20 protein-coding genes are annotated in these 22,161 nt (G+C 59.5%); 7 read left to right on the top strand and 13 right to left on the bottom strand.

Annotated features, from left to right (window positions below; genetic code table 11):
* Positions 1–47 precede the first annotated feature (47 nt).
* Both QZ534_RS16360 and QZ534_RS16355 read right to left on the bottom strand, forming a co-directional pair.
* Complete coding sequence (locus QZ534_RS16360) at positions 48–2,207, bottom strand: GNAT family N-acetyltransferase (RefSeq protein WP_296935943.1); 2,160 nt, start codon at positions 2,205–2,207, stop codon at positions 48–50.
* A complete protein-coding gene (locus QZ534_RS16355; protein ID WP_296935941.1) occupies positions 2,207–2,584 on the bottom strand; it encodes a DUF2237 domain-containing protein in 378 nt (125 codons plus the stop codon). The genes QZ534_RS16360 and QZ534_RS16355 overlap by 1 nt, the downstream gene beginning before the upstream one ends.
* 203 nt (positions 2,585–2,787) lie before the next feature.
* On the opposite strand from QZ534_RS16355, the gene QZ534_RS16350 reads away from it, so the two are divergent.
* From QZ534_RS16350 to QZ534_RS16340, 3 genes are all read left to right on the top strand, one after another.
* A complete protein-coding gene (locus QZ534_RS16350; RefSeq protein ID WP_296935940.1) occupies positions 2,788–5,109 on the top strand; it encodes an ATP-dependent helicase in 2,322 nt (773 codons plus the stop codon).
* Positions 5,110–5,269: 160 nt separating this feature from the next.
* On the top strand, positions 5,270–6,478 hold the full coding sequence (locus tag QZ534_RS16345) for an OmpA family protein (protein WP_296935939.1): 1,209 nt from the start codon (positions 5,270–5,272) through the stop codon (positions 6,476–6,478).
* Between the two features lie 98 nt (positions 6,479–6,576).
* Positions 6,577–7,035 (top strand): DUF4124 domain-containing protein, encoded by a 459-nt coding sequence (locus QZ534_RS16340; protein WP_296935938.1) that lies wholly within the window; start codon positions 6,577–6,579, stop codon positions 7,033–7,035.
* Here QZ534_RS16340 and QZ534_RS16335 read toward each other — a convergent pair.
* Entirely contained in the window at positions 6,992–8,266 is a 1,275-nt protein-coding gene (locus tag QZ534_RS16335) for a methyltransferase (protein ID WP_296935937.1), read from the bottom strand. The genes QZ534_RS16340 and QZ534_RS16335 overlap by 44 nt on opposite strands.
* Here QZ534_RS16335 and QZ534_RS16330 point away from each other — a divergent pair.
* Positions 8,265–8,987, top strand: coding sequence for a tRNA/rRNA methyltransferase (locus QZ534_RS16330; RefSeq protein WP_296935934.1), 723 nt, complete (start codon positions 8,265–8,267; stop codon positions 8,985–8,987). The two genes, QZ534_RS16335 and QZ534_RS16330, sit on opposite strands and share 2 nt — an antisense overlap.
* A 168-nt stretch (positions 8,988–9,155) precedes the next feature.
* On the opposite strand, the gene QZ534_RS16325 is transcribed toward QZ534_RS16330, so the two are convergent.
* Positions 9,156–10,448 (bottom strand): D-amino acid dehydrogenase, encoded by a 1,293-nt coding sequence (locus tag QZ534_RS16325; protein ID WP_366935826.1) that lies wholly within the window; start codon positions 10,446–10,448, stop codon positions 9,156–9,158.
* Positions 10,445–11,278, bottom strand: a complete 834-nt coding sequence (locus QZ534_RS16320) for a polyphosphate kinase (protein WP_296935930.1) — start codon at positions 11,276–11,278, stop codon at positions 10,445–10,447. Before QZ534_RS16320 ends, QZ534_RS16325 begins: the two co-directional genes overlap by 4 nt.
* Positions 11,279–11,407: 129 nt before the next feature.
* Between QZ534_RS16320 and QZ534_RS16315 the strand changes: the two genes are divergently transcribed.
* The 3 genes from QZ534_RS16315 to QZ534_RS16305 all read left to right on the top strand — a co-directional run bounded on the left by QZ534_RS16315 (position 11,408) and on the right by QZ534_RS16305 (position 15,112).
* Positions 11,408–12,217 (top strand): TatD family hydrolase, encoded by an 810-nt coding sequence (locus tag QZ534_RS16315; RefSeq protein WP_296935929.1) that lies wholly within the window; start codon positions 11,408–11,410, stop codon positions 12,215–12,217.
* Positions 12,214–13,422, top strand: coding sequence for an HD-GYP domain-containing protein (locus QZ534_RS16310; protein ID WP_296935927.1), 1,209 nt, complete (start codon positions 12,214–12,216; stop codon positions 13,420–13,422). Before QZ534_RS16315 ends, QZ534_RS16310 begins: the two co-directional genes overlap by 4 nt.
* 73 nt (positions 13,423–13,495) lie before the next feature.
* Complete coding sequence (locus QZ534_RS16305) at positions 13,496–15,112, top strand: Na/Pi cotransporter family protein (protein WP_296935926.1); 1,617 nt, start codon at positions 13,496–13,498, stop codon at positions 15,110–15,112.
* On the opposite strand, the gene QZ534_RS16300 is transcribed toward QZ534_RS16305, so the two are convergent.
* The 8 genes from QZ534_RS16300 to QZ534_RS16265 all read right to left on the bottom strand — a co-directional run.
* Positions 15,082–17,361, bottom strand: a complete 2,280-nt coding sequence (locus QZ534_RS16300) for a diguanylate cyclase (RefSeq protein WP_296935924.1) — start codon at positions 17,359–17,361, stop codon at positions 15,082–15,084. The genes QZ534_RS16305 and QZ534_RS16300 overlap by 31 nt on opposite strands.
* Positions 17,358–18,317 (bottom strand): ABC transporter substrate-binding protein, encoded by a 960-nt coding sequence (locus QZ534_RS16295; protein ID WP_296935922.1) that lies wholly within the window; start codon positions 18,315–18,317, stop codon positions 17,358–17,360. Before QZ534_RS16295 ends, QZ534_RS16300 begins: the two co-directional genes overlap by 4 nt.
* 103 nt (positions 18,318–18,420) lie before the next feature.
* Positions 18,421–19,329, bottom strand: a complete 909-nt coding sequence (locus QZ534_RS16290; protein ID WP_296935920.1) for a lysine exporter LysO family protein — start codon at positions 19,327–19,329, stop codon at positions 18,421–18,423.
* Between the two features lie 28 nt (positions 19,330–19,357).
* Complete coding sequence (locus QZ534_RS16285) at positions 19,358–19,726, bottom strand: hypothetical protein (RefSeq protein ID WP_296935918.1); 369 nt, start codon at positions 19,724–19,726, stop codon at positions 19,358–19,360.
* Between the two features lie 12 nt (positions 19,727–19,738).
* Positions 19,739–20,059 carry a DUF2288 domain-containing protein gene (locus tag QZ534_RS16280; RefSeq protein ID WP_296935917.1) on the bottom strand — a complete coding sequence of 107 codons (321 nt, stop codon included), beginning with the start codon at positions 20,057–20,059 and terminating at the stop codon, positions 19,739–19,741.
* Between the two features lie 91 nt (positions 20,060–20,150).
* A complete protein-coding gene (locus QZ534_RS16275) occupies positions 20,151–20,522 on the bottom strand; it encodes a response regulator (RefSeq protein ID WP_296935965.1) in 372 nt (123 codons plus the stop codon).
* Between the two features lie 40 nt (positions 20,523–20,562).
* The gene (locus QZ534_RS16270; RefSeq protein ID WP_366935825.1) at positions 20,563–21,702 is read right to left on the bottom strand and encodes a response regulator; all 1,140 of its coding nucleotides are present in this window, start codon (positions 21,700–21,702) and stop codon (positions 20,563–20,565) included.
* Positions 21,703–21,722: 20 nt separating this feature from the next.
* The coding region (locus QZ534_RS16265) for a GGDEF domain-containing protein (protein ID WP_296935913.1) at positions 21,723–22,161 on the bottom strand (439 nt) is incomplete at its 5' end.

Genomic DNA, 22,161 nt, shown 5'->3' with positions numbered 1-22,161 from the left:
CGAGGCACTATTCTGGTCAGACGCCACCGGAAATTAAATCGAGCGAGTCACAAACCCGGGCCGTCCTTCACAAGATCCCGAACCAGTTTCCGCAAGCGATCTTCGCCTTCTTTCTGGCCCCGGCAGAGTCTGTCGGCCTGCAGAGAGGACCATGGCCGCCCCTGGAGAACGCCTCGACACCACAACACCAGTTCTTCATGGCCCTTAAGCCTCGCCATAATTCCCGGCCTCTGGCTCAGTTTCCGCAAGACTGGAACGGTGACCTGAAACCCGCGGTGGCCATTGGCGAAATTCCAAAGATCCCTCAGATCGTCGCCATCCAGCGCCAGCTCCGGAGGTAGGTCTGCCGTTATGTCCGCCAATAGATCCGGCTCAAGGCCCGGCCAATTGTCCGGTACCAGGGTAAGCCAGTGGCCAGCCAATCGGTTGCGAATACGCTCTTCCAGCTCCAGGCCCGGCTGCGAGACGCCTTTGATCATCTGCAACGGATACTCGCCACTGGACGCCTCCTGCTGCAAGCCCATCCTGACCACGTGAAGACCACAGGTCTGCCAGAAGGCCAGCAGGTCGGCGCTGCCACCAAAACTGGTTCCCAGATAATCAATGCCCTGCTCGGCCGTGTAGGCCCGAGCGGCCTCTACCAGGCTTCGGCCAATACCCGACCGCCTGGCGGCGTCTGACACCGCAATCCGGACAACCCTGAGACCGTTCAGGACGGCGGCTTCCGGATAGCCGCTATGGCTGGCCAGCGATTGCGGCAGGAGATGACCGCGAACTCGGCGGGTGCCCAGGCTCACCTGTTCAGCCAGCTCCGGCGAAAGCCCTCCTTCGAGCGCACACCAGAGTATTCCAACCGTCCGGTCGCCAATCCGCGCCCGCCAGCTGCGGGCAGCCGGATCGTCTAGCCATTGCCGGAGATCGGCCGGGCTGGTCCGGTAATGGGCATCCACCAGCAAACCAAAGGCGTTCGACAGCGCCTCATCACCGGCGGCTGCCGGCTGCCATGGCTCGATAACCAGCTTACCGGTACCGCTTTGTTTTGTTCCGGCTGAACCACTGCCATCCGCCGCCAACAGAAAAATTCGGGAAATCAGGGCTTCCAGTGGATCACTCACGGCCCAGCGCACCGGCTCGGTCAGCGTCACCGACTGCCAGTGCGGCGTTGATTGCTCCAGCACCTGCCGAAAGCGAATGGCGAAGCCGCGGCCGGCGCCCTCGTAGCCATGCACCGTGGTGGCAAATGCCACCCGGGGCCAGCCCAACAGAACCGATTTCAGCAGGGGTGCCGGCAGGGCCGCGGCCTCGTCCACCAGAACCACCTCGGCCTCCGGCCGAACGGCCAGGAGCTCCCGAACCGGCACATACCTCAGGCGCCCGCCCGACCGGGTTGTCAGCGTCCCGGCGCTGACCTGCTCCAGTTGATCTGCCAGAGCTTCGCGAGCGTGACTGAACAGGGTATCCACGTTCTGTTGCAATGGTGCAGTAACAACGACTTCCTGCCTGCCTTTCTTCAGTAATTCAGCGGCAGCCATGCCCAAAGCTGCAGACTTGCCCCGACCCCGGTCTGCCGTTACAACCACCGGCCGGCGTCTCCGGCCCATGCCGAACCGGACCAGGCGCTGGATCAACTGCTCCTGGTCGCGGGTTGTGGCAATCCGGAAGCTTTGCTCCGGCACCTGGGGTATGGCCGGCGAGGGCGTATCTGCGCTGCCTGGGGCTATGCGGATGACGGCCTCATGATCGGCAAGAATGTCGGCCATGCGGGCAGCGAAAGGATGTTTGCCACCATGGTCCAGCCCGGTTCGCGGGTAATCCGGATCAGCAAAGCGGGGCCATTCTTCCAGCGGAGGCATTAACCAGAACAGCAGGCCGCCAGCGGTCAATGCACCTGAGAGGGCTGCGAAGGCATCCGGTGGGTTTCCCTGCCAGCCGTCCCAGACAATCGTGGAGACTTCACGGCCGAGCCATTTTCGGGCCTCGGTGGGAAGAATCCCCGTCAAGCGAGGATCAGGGCTCTGGTCTGCCGGACCGGTCCAGATGCCGGTGTGAATTTCGAGATCCGGTAGCAGGCCAGAGAGCCACCTGAGGTTGTTTTCCCGATCGCCCTCCAGCAGAACCAGACGGCGCTCGCCTCTGGCGGCAAGACTGGCCTGCAGGGCACACCACGCCGTCGTATCCGGCGTATCATCGGGTCGGGGATGGCTCATCAGCTAAGGTCGGCACCGTGGGCTTTGAGGTCATCGAGGGCGCACTTTTCCAGCGCGGCCTGGTGGGTGGCGCGCAGGCGAACCCTTGGTGCGCAGCCGGCTTCGAACGCTTCCTGCCAGCGGGCAGCGCACAGGCACCAGCTGTCGCCGGCTTTCAGGCCTTCGAAGCCGAATTCGGGTCTGGGTGTGCTGAGGTCGTTGCCTTGGGCTTTGGAGAATTCGAGGAATTCGTCGGTGACTACGGCGCAGACGGCGTGCAGGCCAAAGTCATCGGGGCCGACGTTGCAGCAGCCATCGCGGTAGAAGCCGGTAACCGGGTCTTTGCCGCAGGTTTCCAGTTTTTCACCCAGTACGTTTACGGATTCTGCTATTTCCATTATTCAGACCTTTTGGCTTGGGAGTTAGCGAGAGCTCGGGGGCAGCCAGTTGGTGAGCGGCCTTCCAAAACACGCTCCTTGCGGCACATCCATGTGGCGCTTGGGCTCCGCCATCCTTGGCTCCGCACAGTTTTGGAAGGCCGCTCACCAACTGACTGTCACACCTGTGAGTTGGCGTCCCCGCGCCTCAAACTGAGTCAATTATGCGGGAGCGGTATCCGCTCTACCAGCAGGCCGTTACAATACCGGCCATGCCGACCGAACCCCAAATTTCTGACGCCACCAACCTGCCGGATTACCTCACCGATGAACAGCGGGCGATTATTACTGCCGGCTATGAGCATTCGGTGATTACTGCCGTGGCCGGCAGTGGCAAGACGTCGACGCTGGCGTGGCGGATTCGGTATCTGCTCGAACAGGGGCATGATCCGGACCGGATGCTGGTGCTGATGTTCAACCGCAGCGCCCGGGTGGATTTCGAACGAAAGCTGCAGGAGGTGTGTGCCCAGAGCGGGTTGGCGCTGCCGGAGATCCGGACGTATCACGCCATGGGCCTTCGGCTTTACAAACGGTTTGTGCGGGAGGGTTATCTGCCGGGTTTTTCGGACAAGATTCTGACCGAGCAGGAGATCAGTTTTCAGGCCTGGCAGTTGACGCGTCGGCTGGCGCCGGAGGATCTAGCAGATGAGATCCGGCGCAACAAGAAGGATTTTGTGGAGACGGCGACGGGGTTTATCGATCTGGTAAAGACCACGCTGTCGCCGGCAGAGATTGTGTTTGAGGAGCTCGGGTATTCGGACAAGCACAAATACCTCGTTGATCTGTTCCACAGTTTTGAACAGTGGCGCAAGAGCCAGGGCCGGATCAGCTATGCCGATATGCTGTATGAGCCGGTGATGGCGATTCACCAGAATCCGCCGTTGCAGCGGCTGGTGGGCAACAAGATGGATCTGATTCTGGTGGATGAGTACCAGGACACCAATGAGATCCAGCATCTGCTGCTGCGCTATGTGGCCGGAGACCGGGCCAGGGTGACGGTGGTGGGTGACCCGGACCAGACGATTTACGAATTCAGGGGCGCGAAGCCGGAGTTTATTCTCAAACGCTTCAGCGATGAGTTTGAGAGTCCGCTGGAGCAGACCCTCAGCTACACATTCCGCTACGGCCACCGGGTGGCATTGCTGGCAAACCACCTGATCTGCCACAACACCGGGCGCAAGGATGTGCTCTGCCATTCCCACCCTTCAACACCAGGCACGGAGATCACCCTCCATCGGGCGGACAGCGATGCCGATACCGTTCTGCAGATTCTTCAGGGCCAATCGGAACAGGCCCGAGCCGGATCGGCGATCCTGTTCCGGGTCTGGAGCCAGAGTGTGCCCATTGAGCTGAAGCTGCTGGCCCGCCAGATTCCCTACCGGATTGATGCCGGCAAGGGCGCGCTTTTCAGTCGGGAGGTTCAGTCGATCACCTCACTGCTGATGGTGGTGACCGGCAAGCTGGAAAACCTGCCAGACGAGGATCGGCTGGAACTGGCGCGGCAGTTGTTACGCTTCCCCCACGTTGGTCTGAAAGAGCCCGAACTGGAGCAGCTGGCGCGGTTCCTGGCCGGTTTTTCCGGCGGCTGGCACGAGAGACTGCTAGCCATGGACTTTGATGCGCTGGCCCCGATGGCGGCCCGCAAGTTGCGAAAGCTGGGCGAGGTGCTAGCCCAGCTGCGCAGCTACGGAGGACCGGTGGCTGGACTCATAAGCGTGTATGCCGAACATACAGACCTCTACGAAGGCATCCGGAGCCTGGCCCTGACCCATGAGAGCGCCGAGGAGCGAATTGATACCGTGCAGGGATTCCGGGAATACCTGAAAAGCCTGGATGTCACTGCCGAGGGCGCTTTGGAGCATTTGAAAGTCCTGAAGCAGCAGGCGGGTGAAAAGCAGCAAGGAGGCGTGTTGCTCTCGACCATTCACCGCACCAAAGGTCTGGAATGGCCGACCGTGATTATCCCCGGTCTGCAGGAGAAATACCTGCCCTACAGCCCGCGGCCCCAGGACGATGCCCGGGGGTTTCTGGAGAGTGAGCGGCGGCTGCTGTATGTGGCCATGACGCGAACCCGCCAGCAGCTGCACCTGATTACCCGACCGGCCAGCAAGCAACCGCATCTGGACGGCGATCTGGGCCCGAGCCGGTTTGTGGAGGAGTTTTGCTTCCCCCTGGCCGAAGAGTTCGGGCGCTGGCTGGATGAACGAATCCCGGCCGAGACGTCAACGACCCGTTTAAGCGCTCCTCTCACCCCGGTCAGTCAGCGCTATGCCGCCAGGGAAGATGTCACCCTGGAGGGCCAGGCGGCAAAATCCGCAAGTTCGATGGAACCGCTATGGCACTTGAAGCGTCTTAGCCACGCCATTTTTGGCGCCGGCTCGGTAGTTTCCGAGGATGAAAGCTCGTTCGAAGTGCACTTCGACAACGGCGAGGTACTCAGTTTCAGCAAAAAGAGCGCACACCTGTATTTCACCGCGCTGGCCTGAAACGACTTCCGGCACGTAAAGGTCAACTGGGTATAATTGCGGACGTAACAATCCGTATCATTTTTTTGTTTTTTTTGGCCTACTGGCCTAAATTCCGGGTATGCAAGCACTTTTCGTGAAGAAGTGCGGTACCACAACGACAATGAACAGGAGGTTCTGCATGAACGTCATGCGTCCGATTTCCGCGGCTGTCCTGGCTGCATCTATGGCAACCCCGGCCATGGCCGATCGCCAGGAAACCGTCTACATCAACCCGTTTGCTGCCTTCCAGCTGTTTGACGACAAGCGCGACCTGAGCGAGACCGGCACTTTTGGCGTTGGTGTGGAATATCGCTTCCGCCCGCACTGGTCGGTAGAAGCCCTGTATTCACGTGCCGATGCGGATCGGAAATACGTGCCCGGCGAATCCGAATTTGATGAGGTGCGGGTCGATGGCACCTACTACTTTGCCGGCCCGGACGAAGCCTGGAACCCGTATGTGTCTCTGGGCGCCGGCCATGCAGACTTCGGTTCCGATAACAGCGGTGTTCGCACCGCCGGCAGCAACCACGACGAAACGCGCGTGAACGTAGGCACCGGTTTCCGCTACAACATCAGTGACGCCGTTTCACTGCGCGGCGACCTCCGAGAGTTCCACGGCATTGATGAGAGCACCTTCGACACCCAGGTCTCTCTGGGTATCAGTTTTGCCTTTACCCGCACTGTCGCCCAAGCTGCTCCGGAGCCTGCACGTCCTGCAGATGCTGATGGCGATGGCGTGCCGGATTCCCGTGACCAGTGCCCGGGCACACCTGCAGGAGCGCCCGTTGATTCCAATGGCTGTGAGCCGGATGGTGATCGTGACGCCGTAGCTGACAGCCGCGATCAATGCCCGAACACGCCTCGCGGTGCAGAAGTAGACAGTCGTGGCTGCGAACTGGACAGCGATAACGACGGCGTAGTCAACAGCCAGGACCAGTGCCCGAACACCACAGCTGGCGCAGACGTTGACGAGACAGGTTGTGAGGGTGTGACCGAGACGGTCCAGACCTTCACCATTGAAGTACAGTTCCCGAGCAACAGCTCGGTGATTGGTAACGCTTACGATAACGAGATCCGTCGCGTCGCAGACTTCATGCAGGCAAACCCGGAAACCATCGTGGAAATCGCAGGTCATACCGACAGCCTGGGCGCTGCCGACTACAACCAGTTCCTGTCCCAGCGTCGCGCTGAGGCGGTCGCTGGTCGCCTGACCGGTCCTCTGGGTATTGACCCGGCACGAGTAGAAGCCGTGGGTTACGGTGAAGAGCAGCCGGTTGCCTCCAACGAGACCGCAGCCGGCCGTGCCGAGAACCGTCGGGTTGAAGCGCGCATTCAGGTTCGCCGTTAATCGACGGTCTTTATCTGAGTGGATTGAAAAGGCGCCTTCGGGCGCCTTTTTCATGGGTGATCAATCGCGAGGAACCAATGATCAAAGGAATGGCTTTGATGCTGACCCTCTCTGTCCTGGCAGTGCCGGCGCAGGCCCAGGTTTTTCGCTGTGAACAAGATGGCAATACCGTGTTCTCCGACCAGCCCTGCGGCGAGGATGCGGAATCGGTTGAGCTGCGGGATAACCGCATCGGCGGCAGTTTCAATCAGAACCTCCCGGCGCAGGAGCCCCCTGATCCCGAAGAACAGGAAGAAGAATCGGAACCAGAGGAAGAGGCCGGCACCTGCCGGTTTATCAACTCCACCGATCTGCGCCGTTATCTGGTTCGGGAACAGGTGGTACAGGGCATGACCCGGGAGCATGTTCGCCGGGCTTTCGGCAATCCGCCAGAAACCTACACCAGCCCCCAGGAAGTCTGGATTTACCAGACCCGCTATTACGGGGCACTTTATGAGCTGACCTATGTGTATTTCAGGGATGGCTGTGTTGAGCGGGTTGAATACCGGAAACCCTGACCGCATCGATCAGCAGGTTACGGGGCGTCAGCGACCGGTCGCAGAAGTGGCCGAGACGTACCTGATAGCCCTGCTCTTCCAGAAAGAGCGCGTAGTCCAGCACCATCCAGAGTTCCAGTGGGCGCCGGAACAGGTGCCGTACCAGCTCATGGCGGCGAACCTCTGCCAGCCGACGCTCGCCAAACGCCAGCCAATGATCAAAATCGACCCTGGCGGGTAACTCCAGATGCTTTTTCGCCGCGGCCCAGCGACAAAAAGCCGGAAAGCCTTCGCTCAGCAGGCGCGCCGGATGTGAAGGCACCGGCAGGTATTCGTCATGCCCACGCAGAAATCGCTGCAGGCCATCGAACCCTAGGCGCCACTGGCTGATCAAACGGGTCTGTTCCCGCACTCGGGCAGGGGCTGTTACCGTTTCCTGAACCGCCAGCCGCAAGTCGTTTCGGCCTGGTTTCAGTGTTTTCTGATAGCCCGACGCTCGCTCTGACAGCGGCTGGTAAATATCCTTGTCGGTCAGGTGGTAACAGCAAGGTGAGATACTCAGCCTCGGCAACCCGGCCTCGCTGCCCCGCTTCAGCAGTTGTCGATGCAAGTCACCGCAGGCATGGAGGGCCACGCCGTGGTGACGGCTCGGAAGCACCAGATCCGTGGCCATCACATCCTGGCATTCAATCGAAACCCGATCCCCGAATTGTCTGGCCAGTCGGTTGCCGTCCCGGACCAACTCCGGATTCCACTCGAGCCCCTGTATCTCACCGGGACACAATGGAGCCAGCGTCCGCGACAGATGGCCCTTGCCACAACACCAGTCGAGGGCAGGGTGCTCCAGCGGTGCCAGTGCAGCCGCAAAGGCACCCGACTGCAGACGCTTTCGGCCGGGCATATCCGTGGCTCGAACTTCCGGCAGAGTCGTATCGGATGCCTCCTCGGCTGATGCCAAAAACTCCGGCAGCTGCACCATGTCGGCATAACGTTCCAGGGACGGGACCCATCGGGATACCCGCGCCGCCAGCTCAACCGGAGCGTCATCCAGATACTGGCACTGGGCATCGGTCAGCTCCGCCAGCATCGCGGCCAGTTCCGGATAAGCTCTTGTCCAGGCCGGCTGCGGTGTCATGAACGGCGCCGGCTGCCAGAACGCCTGGTGCTGCACAAGCCAGTCGTTCAGCTGCTGCCATCGCTGGTAAAAAGATTCCGCGCCGTGGTGTAAACTCGCCGCCGGAGGTAACGTCATGAAACTGGCCTTTGTACTTGTTGAGCCCAAGGTTCCCGAAAATGTCGGTGCGGCCGCCCGTGCCCTGTGCACCATGGGTTTCGGCGAGCTTTGGCTGGTCAACTCGGACCTGCACACCCGCCCCGAAGCCCACTGGCTGGCCCACGGCAGCGACCACATCCTGGACAATGCGCGCATTTTCCCCGATCTGGCAGCGGTAAGAAACTCCGTAGACCTGCTGATGGGCACCTCCGCCAAGACCCGGCATCAGCGCCAGGATTGGCACGGCCCCTCGGATCTGCAGAAGGTTCTGGCCACGAAGGGTGCGTCCGTGGCAACCGCAGCACTGGTGTTTGGCCGGGAAGATCGCGGGCTTTCCAACGAGGAGCTGGCACTCTGCGATCTGCTGACCGGCATTCCCATGAAGGTCACCTACCCTTCTCTGAACCTTGCCCAGTCGGTGATGCTCTACGCCTGGGAAATGTCCGGGCTATCGGAAGCTATGGATAACGAACCTGAGCCTGCCGATGAACATCGGCTTGGCGCCCTCCGCGGTCGGCTCGAAACCCTGCTACCAGAACTGGATACACCGCCTGAAGGGAAGCTGTCGCAATGGGTTTTCGAGCGGTTACCCTTGTTGTCTGATCGGGATATCGGGTTTGTTCATACGCTTTGTTCGAACATTGAGCGCACGGTTTACTCTCAGGCGCGCTCGGCTTCCGAGAAAGAGCCGAACGGATAAGCCTTCCCGGGATACGCAAGATTGACCTCCTAGGCCCGGGAGTCGGTCTGGTGGCCCTTTCCGGGATTGTCGAAAACCAGGGATGGTTTTCGTCAAGCGTACAGGGACGTATTTACAGCGTATCCCGGAAAGGGCCACCAGACCGGCTCGTGAACCGAGCCCGAAGTCTTACTCGGAAAACCTCCCAGGCCTGAAGGCATCCAGACAGATGGCGGGTTCCTCGCCTTCGATCACCTGTGCGATGACATCGGCACTGCCCGCGGACAGGGTCCAGCCGAAGGTTCCGTGGCCGGTGTTGAGGTAGAGGTTGTCTCGGGGACCTCGTCCGATAATCGCCGGGCCGTCCGGGGTCATGGGGCGGAAGCCGGTCCAGGTTTCGGCGGCATCAAGATCCGCACAGCCGGGGAAACGGGATTCGACCGATTTCTTGATAGTTGCCAGTCGGACTTCGGGAATATCCCGGTTGAAATCCGCCAGCTCGACGAAACCCGTAGCCCGTAGCCTGTTCCCCAGACGGGTGGAAACCACTTTGTAGTTGTCGTCGTGAATGGTCGATGCCGGACCGCGTTCAGGTTCTTTCATGGGGACAGTCAGGCTGTAACCTTTCACCGGATAGATGGGCAGCTCCAGGCCCAGGGGCTGCACCAGATGGTTGGACCAGCAGCCGGCGCTGATCACCACGGCATCGGCTTCCAGGGTTTCCATCACCCCATCGCTGTTTCTCAGTGAAACCGCACTGACCCTGTTGTCATCGGCGATCAGCTTTTCCGCTTCCACGTTGTAACGAACGACAACCCCCTTTTCCTCACAGGCTTTCGCCAGTTCCCGGGAGAACTGGTGACAATCGCCCGTGCCATCGGTGTCGTAGCTCAGGGCACCGTAGAGCGGGCCGTTGCCGACCATGCCGGGTTCGGCCTCTCGTACCTGTTCGGGTGTGAGCAAACGGGAAGGAATGCCAAGCTCGGTCAGCAGGTCATGAGTAATCCGGTAGCCTTCGAGGGCCTCCGGGGTGCTGGCCAGGTGCAGCAGGCCCTGGTGGTCGCCATCGAAGGCAAGACCCAACTCCTTTTCAAGGGCAAGAAACCGTTCCCGGCTATGGATGCCGAGGCGCAACATGGCACGGCGATTCAAGCCGAACAGGCCTGGCGACCAGGCGTAACGGAGGGTGGCGAACATGAATTTCAGGGTTTCCACAGACGGTGGAAAGCGCAGCTTCAGAGGGCCATCCTGCTTGAGGATCCAGGGGATGGCCTTGAACACTATCGAGGGGTCGGCCCAGGGGTAGACCACGCCGTAAGACCGCTGAGCCGCGTTGGCCTTGCTGGTTTCGTTCCCGGCGATTGCGTGGCGCTCCAGCACAGTCACCTGGTGGCCCCGGCGATTCAGTTCGTAAGCCGTGGTCATTCCCACCACGCCGCCACCGACTACAACAATGTGCATGCATTCCTCCGCTGTGTTTATTTCACGCCGTTTTTTGCCAACAGGCGTCGATATTCTTTCAGGACAGTCTCATCTTCTTTCGGGTAGTCCGGCGCCAACCGATTCAGCTGCTCAGCCAGTATCGCTGCAACAATGGCACGGGCCTGGGGTTTCCGGTCACCCGGCACAATGAACCAGGGCGCCTGCTCCGTATGGGTCGCGGCCAGGGCCTCCTCGGCGAAGGCTTCATACTGGCGACGCTTTTCCCAGCCGTCGATATCCGACTTATCAAACTTCCAGCGCTTGCGGGGTTTGTCCAGGCGCTTAAGAAGGCGCTGTCGATGCTCGTCTTCGGACAGGTTGAGCCAGATTTTGATTACCGTGGTGCCTTCTTCTACCAGATGGTTCTCGAAGTTCCGGATGGAGCGGTAACGGTTCTCCCAGTTGTAGCTTTCGGGCTCATGAACCGGCCATACCCGCTCGGCGATCACAGCCTCATGATGACTGCGATTGAAGGCCACCATCTCGCCAAAGCCGGGCAGAAAGGGCGTGACCCGCCAGAGAAAATCATGGCGGGTTTCGGCACCTTTGGGCCGGCTGAACGACCAGGCGTGAAAGCCGGCGGGGTCTGCAAAGGTGGCCAGTGTGCGGATCAGGCTATCCTTGCCGCTGGTATCCGGTCCGTGTGTGACCAGCAGCACCGCCCTGGCCTGATTCGCCCAGAGCCGGCGCTGGTATTCACCGATCTGTTCCAGGCTGGCCTCCAGGACGGGCAGCTCCGTTTCATCGCTGTCCAGCAACGTCGGGTAGTCCCGGAATCGAGGCTTTCCTAAGTCGAAAAGAAAACTACTGGCAAACGCCGACAGCTTCATCAAGGTGCTCCGTGCAACTCCCTATGGAGGTAATACAGGTCAACAATCGAACAAGCTGGTAAACTTGTGCGACCGAATTCACAGAATAGCAGCCTGGACGCAGGTTGCGATGGAGTGTAGTACCCGGCAATGAGTAAGAAACGTCGCGAGATTCCCGTATTCGATCACCCGATCATCGAAACCCACTGTCACCTGGATTACCTCAAGGACCGCCCTTTGGAGGAGACCCTTGAGCAGGCGAAAGGGGTCAATATCGAGAAGGTGATCACCATTGCGGTGTCCCCGGACAACCTTGCCAGAGTAAGGGAACTCAGCCAGGTCGCACCCTGGGTTTACGGTACTCAGGGGATCCACCCCCACGATGCTGAAAGCTATTCCGACGACGTGGAAGCGGAAATCCGTGCCCACGCCCGGGACGCAAAAGTCGTTGCCGTGGGCGAGATCGGGCTGGACTATTTTTATGATAACGCCGACCGGAACGTACAACGCGAGGTGTTCCGGCGTCAGCTTCAGATCGCCTGCGACACGGATCGGCCTGTTGTGATCCACAGTCGGGAAGCCGACGAGGACACCATCGAGATCCTTGGCGAGTTTGAGGCCACCCTCAAGCGCCGTGGCGTGATCCACAGCTTTACATCCGGACCGGGGCTTGCCCGGTACGCCCTGGACCAGGGTTGGTGCCTGGGCTTCAACGGCATCACCACGTTCAACAAGGCCGAGAACGTGCGGGATATCGTACGCATGGCGCCGATTGAGCAGATCCTGCTGGAAACCGATTCACCCTTCCTGACCCCGGTACCCTATCGCGGGAAGGAAAACGCACCGTTTTACCTGCCCTTTGTCGCCGAGAAAATCGCTGAGGTGAAGGAGCTGCCTCTGGACGAGGTTATTGGTAAGACTTATCAGAACAGCCTGAGGACGTTCTTCCCCGGCGAATGATCAAACGCGTCCCCATCTCGGCACTCAAGGTCGGCATGTATATAACCGACCTGAACAACGACTGGATTCCCCACAACACCCAGCGCAAGCGGGGTGTTATCAAAAAAGAGGAAACCATTGAGAAAATCCGCCGGATGGGGGTGGAATTCGTCTATATCGACGCCTCGAAGGGGCTCGACACCCAGGATTCGGAAACGGCTGCCGAAGTGGATCGCCGTAACGAATCGGCCCTCCAAAAAGCGGGTGAACTGACGCCGGGCCAGCGACCGCATGTTCCGCTGGCCGAAGAAATGGTGATTGCCCAGCAGATTCACAGCCAGGCTCAGGGGCTGGTGGGTGAGTTCATGAACCACGCCAAAGTGGGCAGCGCCATCGACGTTGCGCCCATCCATCAGCTAGCCGACGAGCTCCAGCATTCCGTGCTGCGAAATGCCAATGCTCTGAGCTGCCTTGGCCGCATCCGTGAGAAAGACAATTACCTGCTGGAACACTCGGTGAACCTGAGTGTGTTGATGTCCCTTTTCGGGAACTACCGGGGCCTGTCGTCCGATGTGCTGCACCAGACCATCGTGGGCGCGCTTCTCCACGACCTCGGCAAGATCCTCACTCCTGACGAAATACTGCACAAGCCCGGCCGCCTGACGCCCGAAGAGTTCGAGGTAATGAAACTTCACGCCCGCCACTCACGGGACATTCTGGCCACCACCGAGGGCATTGGTGAACTCACCGTCATCACGGCAGCACAGCATCATGAGCGCCTGGACGGTACCGGTTATCCGGAAGGCCTGAAAGGGGACGAGATATCGGAGTACGGTCGCATGGTCGCGATCAGCGATGTCTACGACGCCATCACCGCAGATCGGGTCTATCACAAGGGCATGACGCCAACACAGGGTCTGAAGAAGCTCCTGGAGTGGAGCGGCAGCCATCTGGATCCGGTTCTGGTCAAACAGTTTATCCGCTGCCTGGGGCTTTATCCGGTGGGCTCGCTGGTGCTGCTGGAAAGTGGCCGTCTCGGTGTGGTGGTTGAGGCCAACGAGAGTGATCAAAGACTGCCAGCCGTGCGCGTGATGTACCACACCAAATTCCGCATGCCGATCACGGTGGACACCATCGATCTTGCGAAACCGGGTACCCAGGACCGGATTCTTCGTGCCGTGGACCCGGAAACCTACAGGATCGATGTCCGGAAATTCCTCGCCTGAGTAGGCGACACCTCCTCCAGTCACGGGCTCTGCTAAGCTCAGAGAAAACCGGCTTCTACCCAGAAGAACCAATATGACTGCCACAGTTTTCCAGATTCTTGGTGGCCTGGCCCTGTTCCTGCTGGCCATGGAGATGATGACCAATGGCCTGAAGAGCGCCGCGGGGCATCAATTGCGCCATATGCTCGGTCACTGGACCCAAACTCCCTTGCGGGGTCTGGCCGCAGGCTTTCTGATTACCGGCCTGGTGCAGTCTTCCGGTGCGGTAACCGTGGCCACCATCGGCTTTGTGAACGCCGGCCTGCTAAACCTCAGCCAATCCCTTGGCGTCATCTTTGGCTCCAATATTGGCACCACGATGACCGCCTGGCTTGTCAGCCTGGTGGGCTTCGGATTCAACATCGAGGCGGTTGCGCTCCCGATTCTTGCCGCCGGTGTCGGGCTAAAGTTGATCGCCACCAATCCGCGCACCCGCTCGCTCGGTGAGGCGGTGGCAGGTTTCGCGCTGTTCTTCCTCGGACTATCCATACTGAAATCGTCGTTGGAGACATTGACCGGCGGACTCGACAGCAACTTTCTGCTGGACAACAACTATGGATTGCCCGCATTCCTCCTTATCGGGTTTCTGGCAACCGTACTTACCCAGTCCTCAAGCGCCGCGCTGGCCATTGTTCTCACTGCTGCTGCGGGCGGCCTGATTCCATTGAACAACGCCGCTGCGGCGGTAATAGGTGCCAATCTCGGCTCAACGTCTACAGCAGCCCTGTCTGCGCTGAAAGCGACAGCCAACGCCCGCCGGCTTGCGGTGGGACACATCCTGTTCAACGCAGCGACCGGGCTGATTGCGCTCGCCATTCTGCCCATCATGCTCTGGATGGTAGCCGTACTGGCGGATTGGCTTTCCATGGACGCCAACATAGCCGTTTCGCTGGCCCTGTTTCATACACTGTTCAACGTGCTCGGCGCGTTCATCATGTTACCGCTGACACCCCGCTTTGCCCGATTTCTCGGCAGACTCTTCCGAAGCAAGGAGGAAGACAGCGCCGAGCCCCGATTCCTGGATAACACTCTGGTTACAACCCCTGAACTAGCGGTTGGTGCCGTTGATCAGGAGATGAAGCGACTAATTGGGCTGACCCGAGGTCTGCTACGGGTCTGCCTTGACCGGGAGGACCTGAAACCCGCCCAGATACGCCCGAAAACCGATGCCTGTCTGAGCCTTAACCAGGCCATTTCAGATTACATTTCCCGGCTGCGGGCGGAGAGGATGCATCTGGCGACCGTTGATGTCCTCAGCAGGACCATTCTGACCTGTCGCTACCTGACCGAAGCCACCGTTCTGGCCCCTGCCCTGCTGCAGCTAAAAGAGGCCAGTCGGCTTTCCCAACTGGACTGCCTTGCTGAAGACTTTGAACACTATCTTGGCTTGCTGAGAACGCTGGTTGCCGCGGACAGTCCGGAACCCGAGACGTTCCATGATCTTGAGAAGGCGTACCACGTACTCAAATCCCGGATGCTGACGATGATTGTCAAAGGAGAATTCACTGCCATTGCCGGAGAACGGGCCCTGGACGACCTGAGCTCCGTTCGACGCCTCTGTGACCAGTGGAACAAGTCACTGGCTTGGAAGCCAGGAGTGGAACTTCTCAACAGCAGCCGTCAGGAAGACGGGGCCGAGAAGCGGACATAACGGTTACGACCCTGATGCTTGGCCTGATACATGGCCTGATCCGACTGCCGCAGAAGCTGATCTCCATCCAGATCACCGGTTTGCGGGAACAGCGTATAGCCGATACTGGCTGAAACCTCGACGCTGTGATCGGCAACCCAGACCGGTTCTGCCACCCGGGCCAGAAGACGCACCAACAGGCTTTCCAGGGAAGCGTCATCCTGGACATTCATGACAATCGCCGCGAACTCATCACCGCCGAGCCGCGCCAGGGTGTCTTCTTCCCTGAGCTCCGAACGCATACGGGTGGCTACCTCAACCAGCAACTGATCCCCCGCCTCATGACCGAAGGCATCGTTTACAGGCTTGAATTCATCCAGATCAATGTAAACCACTGCCAGTTTGCCGCCCTGTCTCCGGGTCAGGGCCATGGCCTGCTGCAAGCGGTCGGCAAACAGTACCCGGTTGGGCATTCCGGTCAGGGCATCATAGTGAGCCATGACACGGAGTTTCCGTTCCTGTTCCTTGAGCCGACTGATGTCACTGAAAATACCGACAAAATGCGAGACCTCGCCATGGTCGCCACGAACACTGCTGAGAGTCGCGGCCAAAGCAACGGGCTCACCATCGTTTCTTCGACTTGTGAACTCACCTGACCAGAAACCCTGGGCACGGGCGCTGGCGAAAATACCGGTTCCCTCGTCCACCGGCAAGGGCGGCAGACGCCCGATGCCCCGATGGCGTGGCCGACCGGTAATTGCCAGGTACGCCTCGTTGGCATCAATCACCACACCGTGATTGTCGGTAATGAATATGGCCTCGCGGGCATATTCGAATACACTCGCCGCCAGGCGCTGGCGCTGTTCTGCTCGCTTCCGCCGGGTGATGTCATACAGGGAGCAGAGAATCAATGCTTCCGGTTCATCCTCGGTGTGGACCGGCGCCATGGTAAGTTCAACCCAGATTTCCTTACCGTCAGAACGATTCAGAACCCACTCGCACTGCTCGACCTGACCCGCGGACACGCGCTCCAGCATAGGTGCCAGTTTCTGTCGGGAAATCTGTCCGTCCGGCTGATATTCCGGCGAAAAGACTGCCAGGTCCTTGCCAATCAGCGATTCACTGGATGTATACCTGAGCAGGTCGACAGAAGCCTGGTTGGTATCGCTGAACAGTCCACCGCGAATCAGCAATGCGGCTTGTGGCCAACCCCGAATAAGCTGGCGCAAACGCCTCTGTTCCGCGGCCAGTTGCCGCTTGCTCCTGGCCAGCCAGAGCGATGATGCCACCAGCAGCATTAGCAATACCAGAATGGTAAAAACCCAGAGCCGATACTGGTGCAACGCATCAACCCAGGTGAGTTGAGGCATCTGATCGTAGGGCGGCACGCGCAGGGTGCGCGCCAGGTACTCAACCGACTGGTAATCGGCGGGAGGCGAAAAGCCGGCAATACCAGCCGCCAGCGCAACATCGTCTTCCGGTTCTATGGCAAAAAGCGCCGAAGCGATCTTTCGCACAGACCTTTCGTTTACATGAGGCAAGGCCACCAGGGGCCATTCCGGGTAAAGACGTGTTGAAACAACGTAAGGGAAACCCGCCAGCCGCTGACGGTTCAGAACCTTCACCCTGGTGAACAGATCAGGGTCCGTCTGCGCCAGCTGTTCCAGAATGCTGGTGCGGATGAAACCCACATCGGCATCACCTGCCAGTACCGAGCGAACAACCCGGTCATGGGTGCCCAGAAAGCGAATCAGGTTCACTCGCCGGATATCAATGCCGGCGTCCAGGAGTTCCAGAACCTGGGTCTGGTAGCCACCGAGGAAATGAACGCCGGGTGAAGCAATCGTCTTGTCACGGAGATCGGCAAGATGCTCAATGTCGTTACGCCCTGCCCTGGTAATAATCACGCCGCCAAGACTGGCCGTCGAGGATTCGCCGGATCGTCTGACCAGGGTAGCCAGCACACCGGTCAGACTTCGCTCGCTCCGAATCAACAGGAAATGGCTGGGGTTGGTGAGAAAGAAATCCAGCCGGTTGGCGGCAATCGCCCTACTCATATTATCCTGGTTGAGCACCTCCAGCCTTATCTGGATCCCGGTTTGCTGCGACAGATAGTCAGCCAGAGGCTGGTAACGCTCCTGAAGTACCTGGTCCGGTCGATAGGCAAACACGCCCAGGGTCAGCGCCTCATCAGCACAGGCTTTCGCTGCCACCAGAAAATCCGTGGCAAACAGCAGGAACAGACTGATAGCAATGCGCCGAACGTTCACGGAACCCTCGACGGCAGAAACGAGGCATCTGATAAACGCTGGATGGCGGGATCCCGATCGATCATGCCCTCTGCCAGCATCAGGCGAGAGAGCGAACCGGCCATGCTTTCGATCGGGCCGGCTGCCGTGAGGTACCGCTGGTTTGCCGCCAGGTCCGGCAGCATGACTGTCGCAAGCGCTGAGCGGACCTCATCCGGATCTATTCCCTGACGGTCCGCGACCCGATAAACCGAATCGTGCAGGTTTCTGACCAGGTGCTGCAAACCGGCGAAGTGGGCGCCCACCAGATCACTAACCGGGCGTCGATGTTTCTCCGCGGCCTCGCGGGTCACAACCAGGACATCAAAAATGGTTTCCGGAACATCACTGCTGTCAAAAAGCCGGACCCCACCCAGGCTCTCGATCACGGAGGCCGTCGGCTCGTAGCATACCGAAGCATCCACTTCTCCGCGGGACCAGGCTTCCGCATGCTGGCTAACCGGCATATCCACCTTTATGACGTCATTTGGGCCAAGGCCCGCGACCTCGAGAATCTTCAACAGCATAATGCCGGAAACACCATTGAGCTCTACCGCAATTCGCCGCCCCTTTAAAGCCGCCAACTCGTCGATGCCAGCGCTGACCATCAGCACATCAGCACCGGCTGACACATCAGCCACGGCTACCACAACCAGCTCCAGACCTCTGGACCAGATTCGTATGGTTTCGTCCAGGGTGAGTGCCGCGCCATCAAGCGCCCCGGACAAAAGACCTTCCATGGAGTCGGTTGCAGAACTACCCGGCTGAAGCGCAACGGTCGCCGGTAACCAGTTGAAATCGTTGGCAAGGTATAGCGGCTCGTAGCCGATCCAGGGGTGGATGCCGAATCTCAGGGGGCCGGAATCGCTGCAACCGGGCAATCCCGCCGCGGACAGTCCGGCTGCTATCGAAAAACCAAGAAATTCACGGCGTTGCATCAGGATCCGGACCGGGTCAAGACATTAACATTTGTCAATAAACAGTAGTTTACTGTTTCACATACTACCCGTAAAACCGCAGCTTGCATTGCACCGGGTCAATTTATCCCAAAGACAGGAACACGCCCATCAACACCGGTGACAGGAAAGACAACAGAAAACCGGATGCGATGGCCACCGGCACACAGGGCAGGCCACCGCTGCTGCGGATAACCGGCAGGGTGAAGTCCATGGCGGTAGCACCACCGTAGCCAATAGCCATTGCCGGTCGACTGGCAATGAGCAGGGGAATAATGGCCAGAGCCACGATCTCCCTGAGTACATCGTTGAGGAAGGCAACCCCGCCCCACGCAGGCCCCAGGGCCTCGCCGATCACAATACCGGACAGCGAATACCAGCCAAACCCGGAGGCGACCGCCAGGGCATCGTGCCAGGGCAGCCCGAGCCAGGGAATCAAAAGCGCTCCGGCGGCCAGAGAGCTGAGCGTCAGGGCCAGTGCAATGCCCAGGCCCTGACGGTTCATCAGCAGCTTGCGCAACGACAACCCCGCATTGCGCAACTGCAGACCGATCAGGAACAGCAGAAACATCAGCGCCCAGGTCGCCAGCTCTTCTGCCATGGGCATGTCCGGCAAGAGGTAGTATCCGGCCAGGAGACCGGCAATTACCGCCACCAACGGTTTCAGGCCGGCCAGGAACAGCCTGCGGTAACCCGGGCTGACACTGCCCTCAACCCGCTCAACCGACATTGGCTGCCAGCGGTGAAACAGCCATAGCCCGAACATGTTGGCGACGAAAAGCACCAACACCAGCGCCATTACCTGGGTAGCCATGCCGCCCAGTTGCGCCGCCAGCCCCTCCATCTGGCCAAGCCCCAGGCCGAGCAGCAACAGTATGAAATAGACCAGCCCCTCCACGGTGTAATGGATGACAGTCATGGCCCGGCGATTTTCCAGGGCGATGGCAAAGCCCAGGAACAGGGGAGCAAGAATGAGCAGGGCTCCGGTCAGCATGGCGTCCTCAAGAAAACAGAAAAGTGAGTCAGGTCAGGGGCTTGAACTGGTCGGGGTCGGTTTCGGGGCCAGCTGGGGCATCCTCTGGGGTTCCGATGGTTCGGGCAAGGCGCTGGGCGGCCACGGACCACACCACATAGTCACCAGGTTTGGGTTCATAGCCCTTGCCCATCATGGTGCCTGCCACGCTCCTGAGGACGGATTCGGCACGGGTCTGGGTGGGCCAGGGGCCTCGGCAGAACTGGCCATCCGGTCGCCCCTGATCCGGGCCAGACAGAGCCACCAGCCCCCAGCGATCATCGCCGACAGGCTTGATATGCAGCTCAATCCGCTGGCCCTCCTTCACCATCACCAGGTCCCGAAGCGGACTGCGACCGTGAAAATAGTGAAGCTTCATGACGTCAGGGAGTCAATGCAGAACATGACCGGACCTGTCCTGGACCAGAACCCAGGGCGCGATGACCACCGCCCAGAGCTCAGCGTTGCGGTCGTACCAGTCTTGCGCGGTATCCGGCGCGACCTCGCCAACGCGACCGTCCTGCATCCACTGTTCGAATCGGGGTTTGTTATCGGCGGCCAACTCGGTGGCCACTTCGAGCAAATCAAGCTCCGGCACCACTCTGACCACCTGCCCACGGGCAAAGTAGGTCTGCAGTTCGTGCCAGCGGATACGGGAAGTCTCAAGGTTCAGCTTGCTTTTCAGTTCGTCCCGGGACTGGGAGGATGACATGAGTACCTCATCAATCAAAACAGCGCTCAGGCTGGCCAGACTACCGGAAATTGCGCCCGCCCGCACCTGTTCGCAGTCTGCCAGAAACAGTTTATGGCTCCATTCGGGCCCTGGCCAGAATCTCTGCAATCTGCTCTGCAAGCGTCATGGGGTCAAAAGGTTTTGGAATAACACCCACTGCTCCCAAAGCCCGGTACTCATCAATTTCGGATCGCTGCAGCCTTGCCGTCATGAAAATGACCGGCACGTGCCCCATGCCCGGCAGCTCCCTCAGCGCTTGCAAGGTTTCCGGGCCATCCATACCGGGCATCATCACATCCAACAGCACCAGCTCCGGGCCAAAGGCCGGGGCCACAGCCAGCGCCTGTGACCCTGACTCGCATAGCCGGGCGGTAAACCCACCCACATCCTGCAATGCGATTTCAGCGATCGCCCGGATATCCGGGTCGTCTTCCACATACATAACCCGTTGGGGCAAACCTTCCCGCTCAGCCACCAATACGCTACTCCTGTAACTGGTTTTCGGTTTCCAGACCAATACGTCGAAGCAGCTTCTGACACTCGCCCGTAGCCTGCTCATCAGCAGCGATCATCGCAGCCGCCCGCATGATCAACCGATCCTCCCGCGTGCAATCGCCCGGAATAAAATGGACAGATCCGATCAACTCCCGCAGACCGAGCGGCAAACGCCACTGGACCTTCAGACGGTTGCCATAGCGTTGCGACCACTGGTTCAGGGCCTGCTCTGCCTCGTTCTCTCCCAGGGAGCCACCAACAGCGACAAACTGATTGAGCACTTTAAGCACTGCCAGTTCACCTAACCGGCTGAGCAATCCCGCCTGCTGGAAAACAACAGCTGGCTTTTGAAGCCTGATGGCCAGGCGTTGTGCTTCCCTGGCCACCAGCAATGCCATCTCATGATGCGTTACCGCCAACTCCCGGAGCAGTTCGTGCTGCAGCTTCCTGGACACATCCAGAGATAAAGCCAGGGCCTGATTGAGAGCCAGAGCAACGCCAAGCGAGGCTATGGCGTCTCTTAGGGTCTCCACCGGTTTGCCTGTACGCCGGAACGAACTGCTGTTGGCAACATCCATCAAACGGGCGGTCAGGCTGGTTTCCTCTCGCCAGCGTTCTGCGAGTTGGGCCGGTGAGAGTTCATCCTGTCGGCTGATCAACTCCAGAATGTCCCGGGGATCTATCTCTGACGGCAGTTGAATCAGCTGTTCCAGGGAATTTTCCAGCAACTCCGGGAGCGCCGGCGGTTCCCGGGACTCGATCTTCAGCAACCTGGAGAGACGCTCATGCAGAAGCTGGACATCGAAAGGTTTGGTGATGTATCCATCAATACCGTAATGGGCCGCCTGCAGCACCGAATCGCGGTCCGAGCGCCCAGACACCATGACCACCGGCATATCCCGGTTTGAACTGCGAACCTTTTTGACCAGATCCAGACCGGATCCGTCGGGCAGATTCCAGTCAGCGATGAGCAGATCATAACGGTTTTTGACCACTTGTTGAGATGCTTCGGTAAGCGTTGGCACCACGGTCACCGCGACACCGGGGTAAAGCCCGGCCACCACCGTTTCCAGCAACTCGGCGATAAGATCATCGTCTTCAAGGATCAGTGCTTTCAAACAATCCACCTCGGATTTACCCGAAAAAATTATTGAAGTGAGTACACGGTTACGCCGTTCCGGCCGCTGCGCTTGCGCTCGTAGAGAGCCTGGTCGGCGGCCTCGAGGGCATCGTCGCCATTCGGAAAATCGTTGATGGCCGCCACACCGGCACTAAGCGTCACCTGGAAACTGCCTCCATCAGTAGAGAACACCAGTTCCGCAAAACTCTCGCCGATACCCTGAATCAGCTCTGCCGCTGCCGAAACCGTGCAATGCGGCAGCACGACAAGAAACTCTTCACCGCCGTATCGACCAATCATGTCGGTCTCACGCAGCCGGTTCCGCAACAAATTCGCAAGCGTGCGGATAACAATATCTCCGTACCGGTGGCCCCAGGTGTCGTTGATTTGTTTGAAATGGTCCAGATCAAGCATGACCACACTGGACGGATGCCCGTCCCGGCGACACCGGGCCAGTTCCTTCTCC

It is taken from the genome of uncultured Marinobacter sp. (assembly GCF_913055835.1).
Classification (GTDB): Bacteria; Pseudomonadota; Gammaproteobacteria; order Pseudomonadales; family Oleiphilaceae; genus Marinobacter.
Note: the sequence above shows the minus strand (reverse complement) of the source record. Positions and strands in the feature narration are given on the sequence as shown.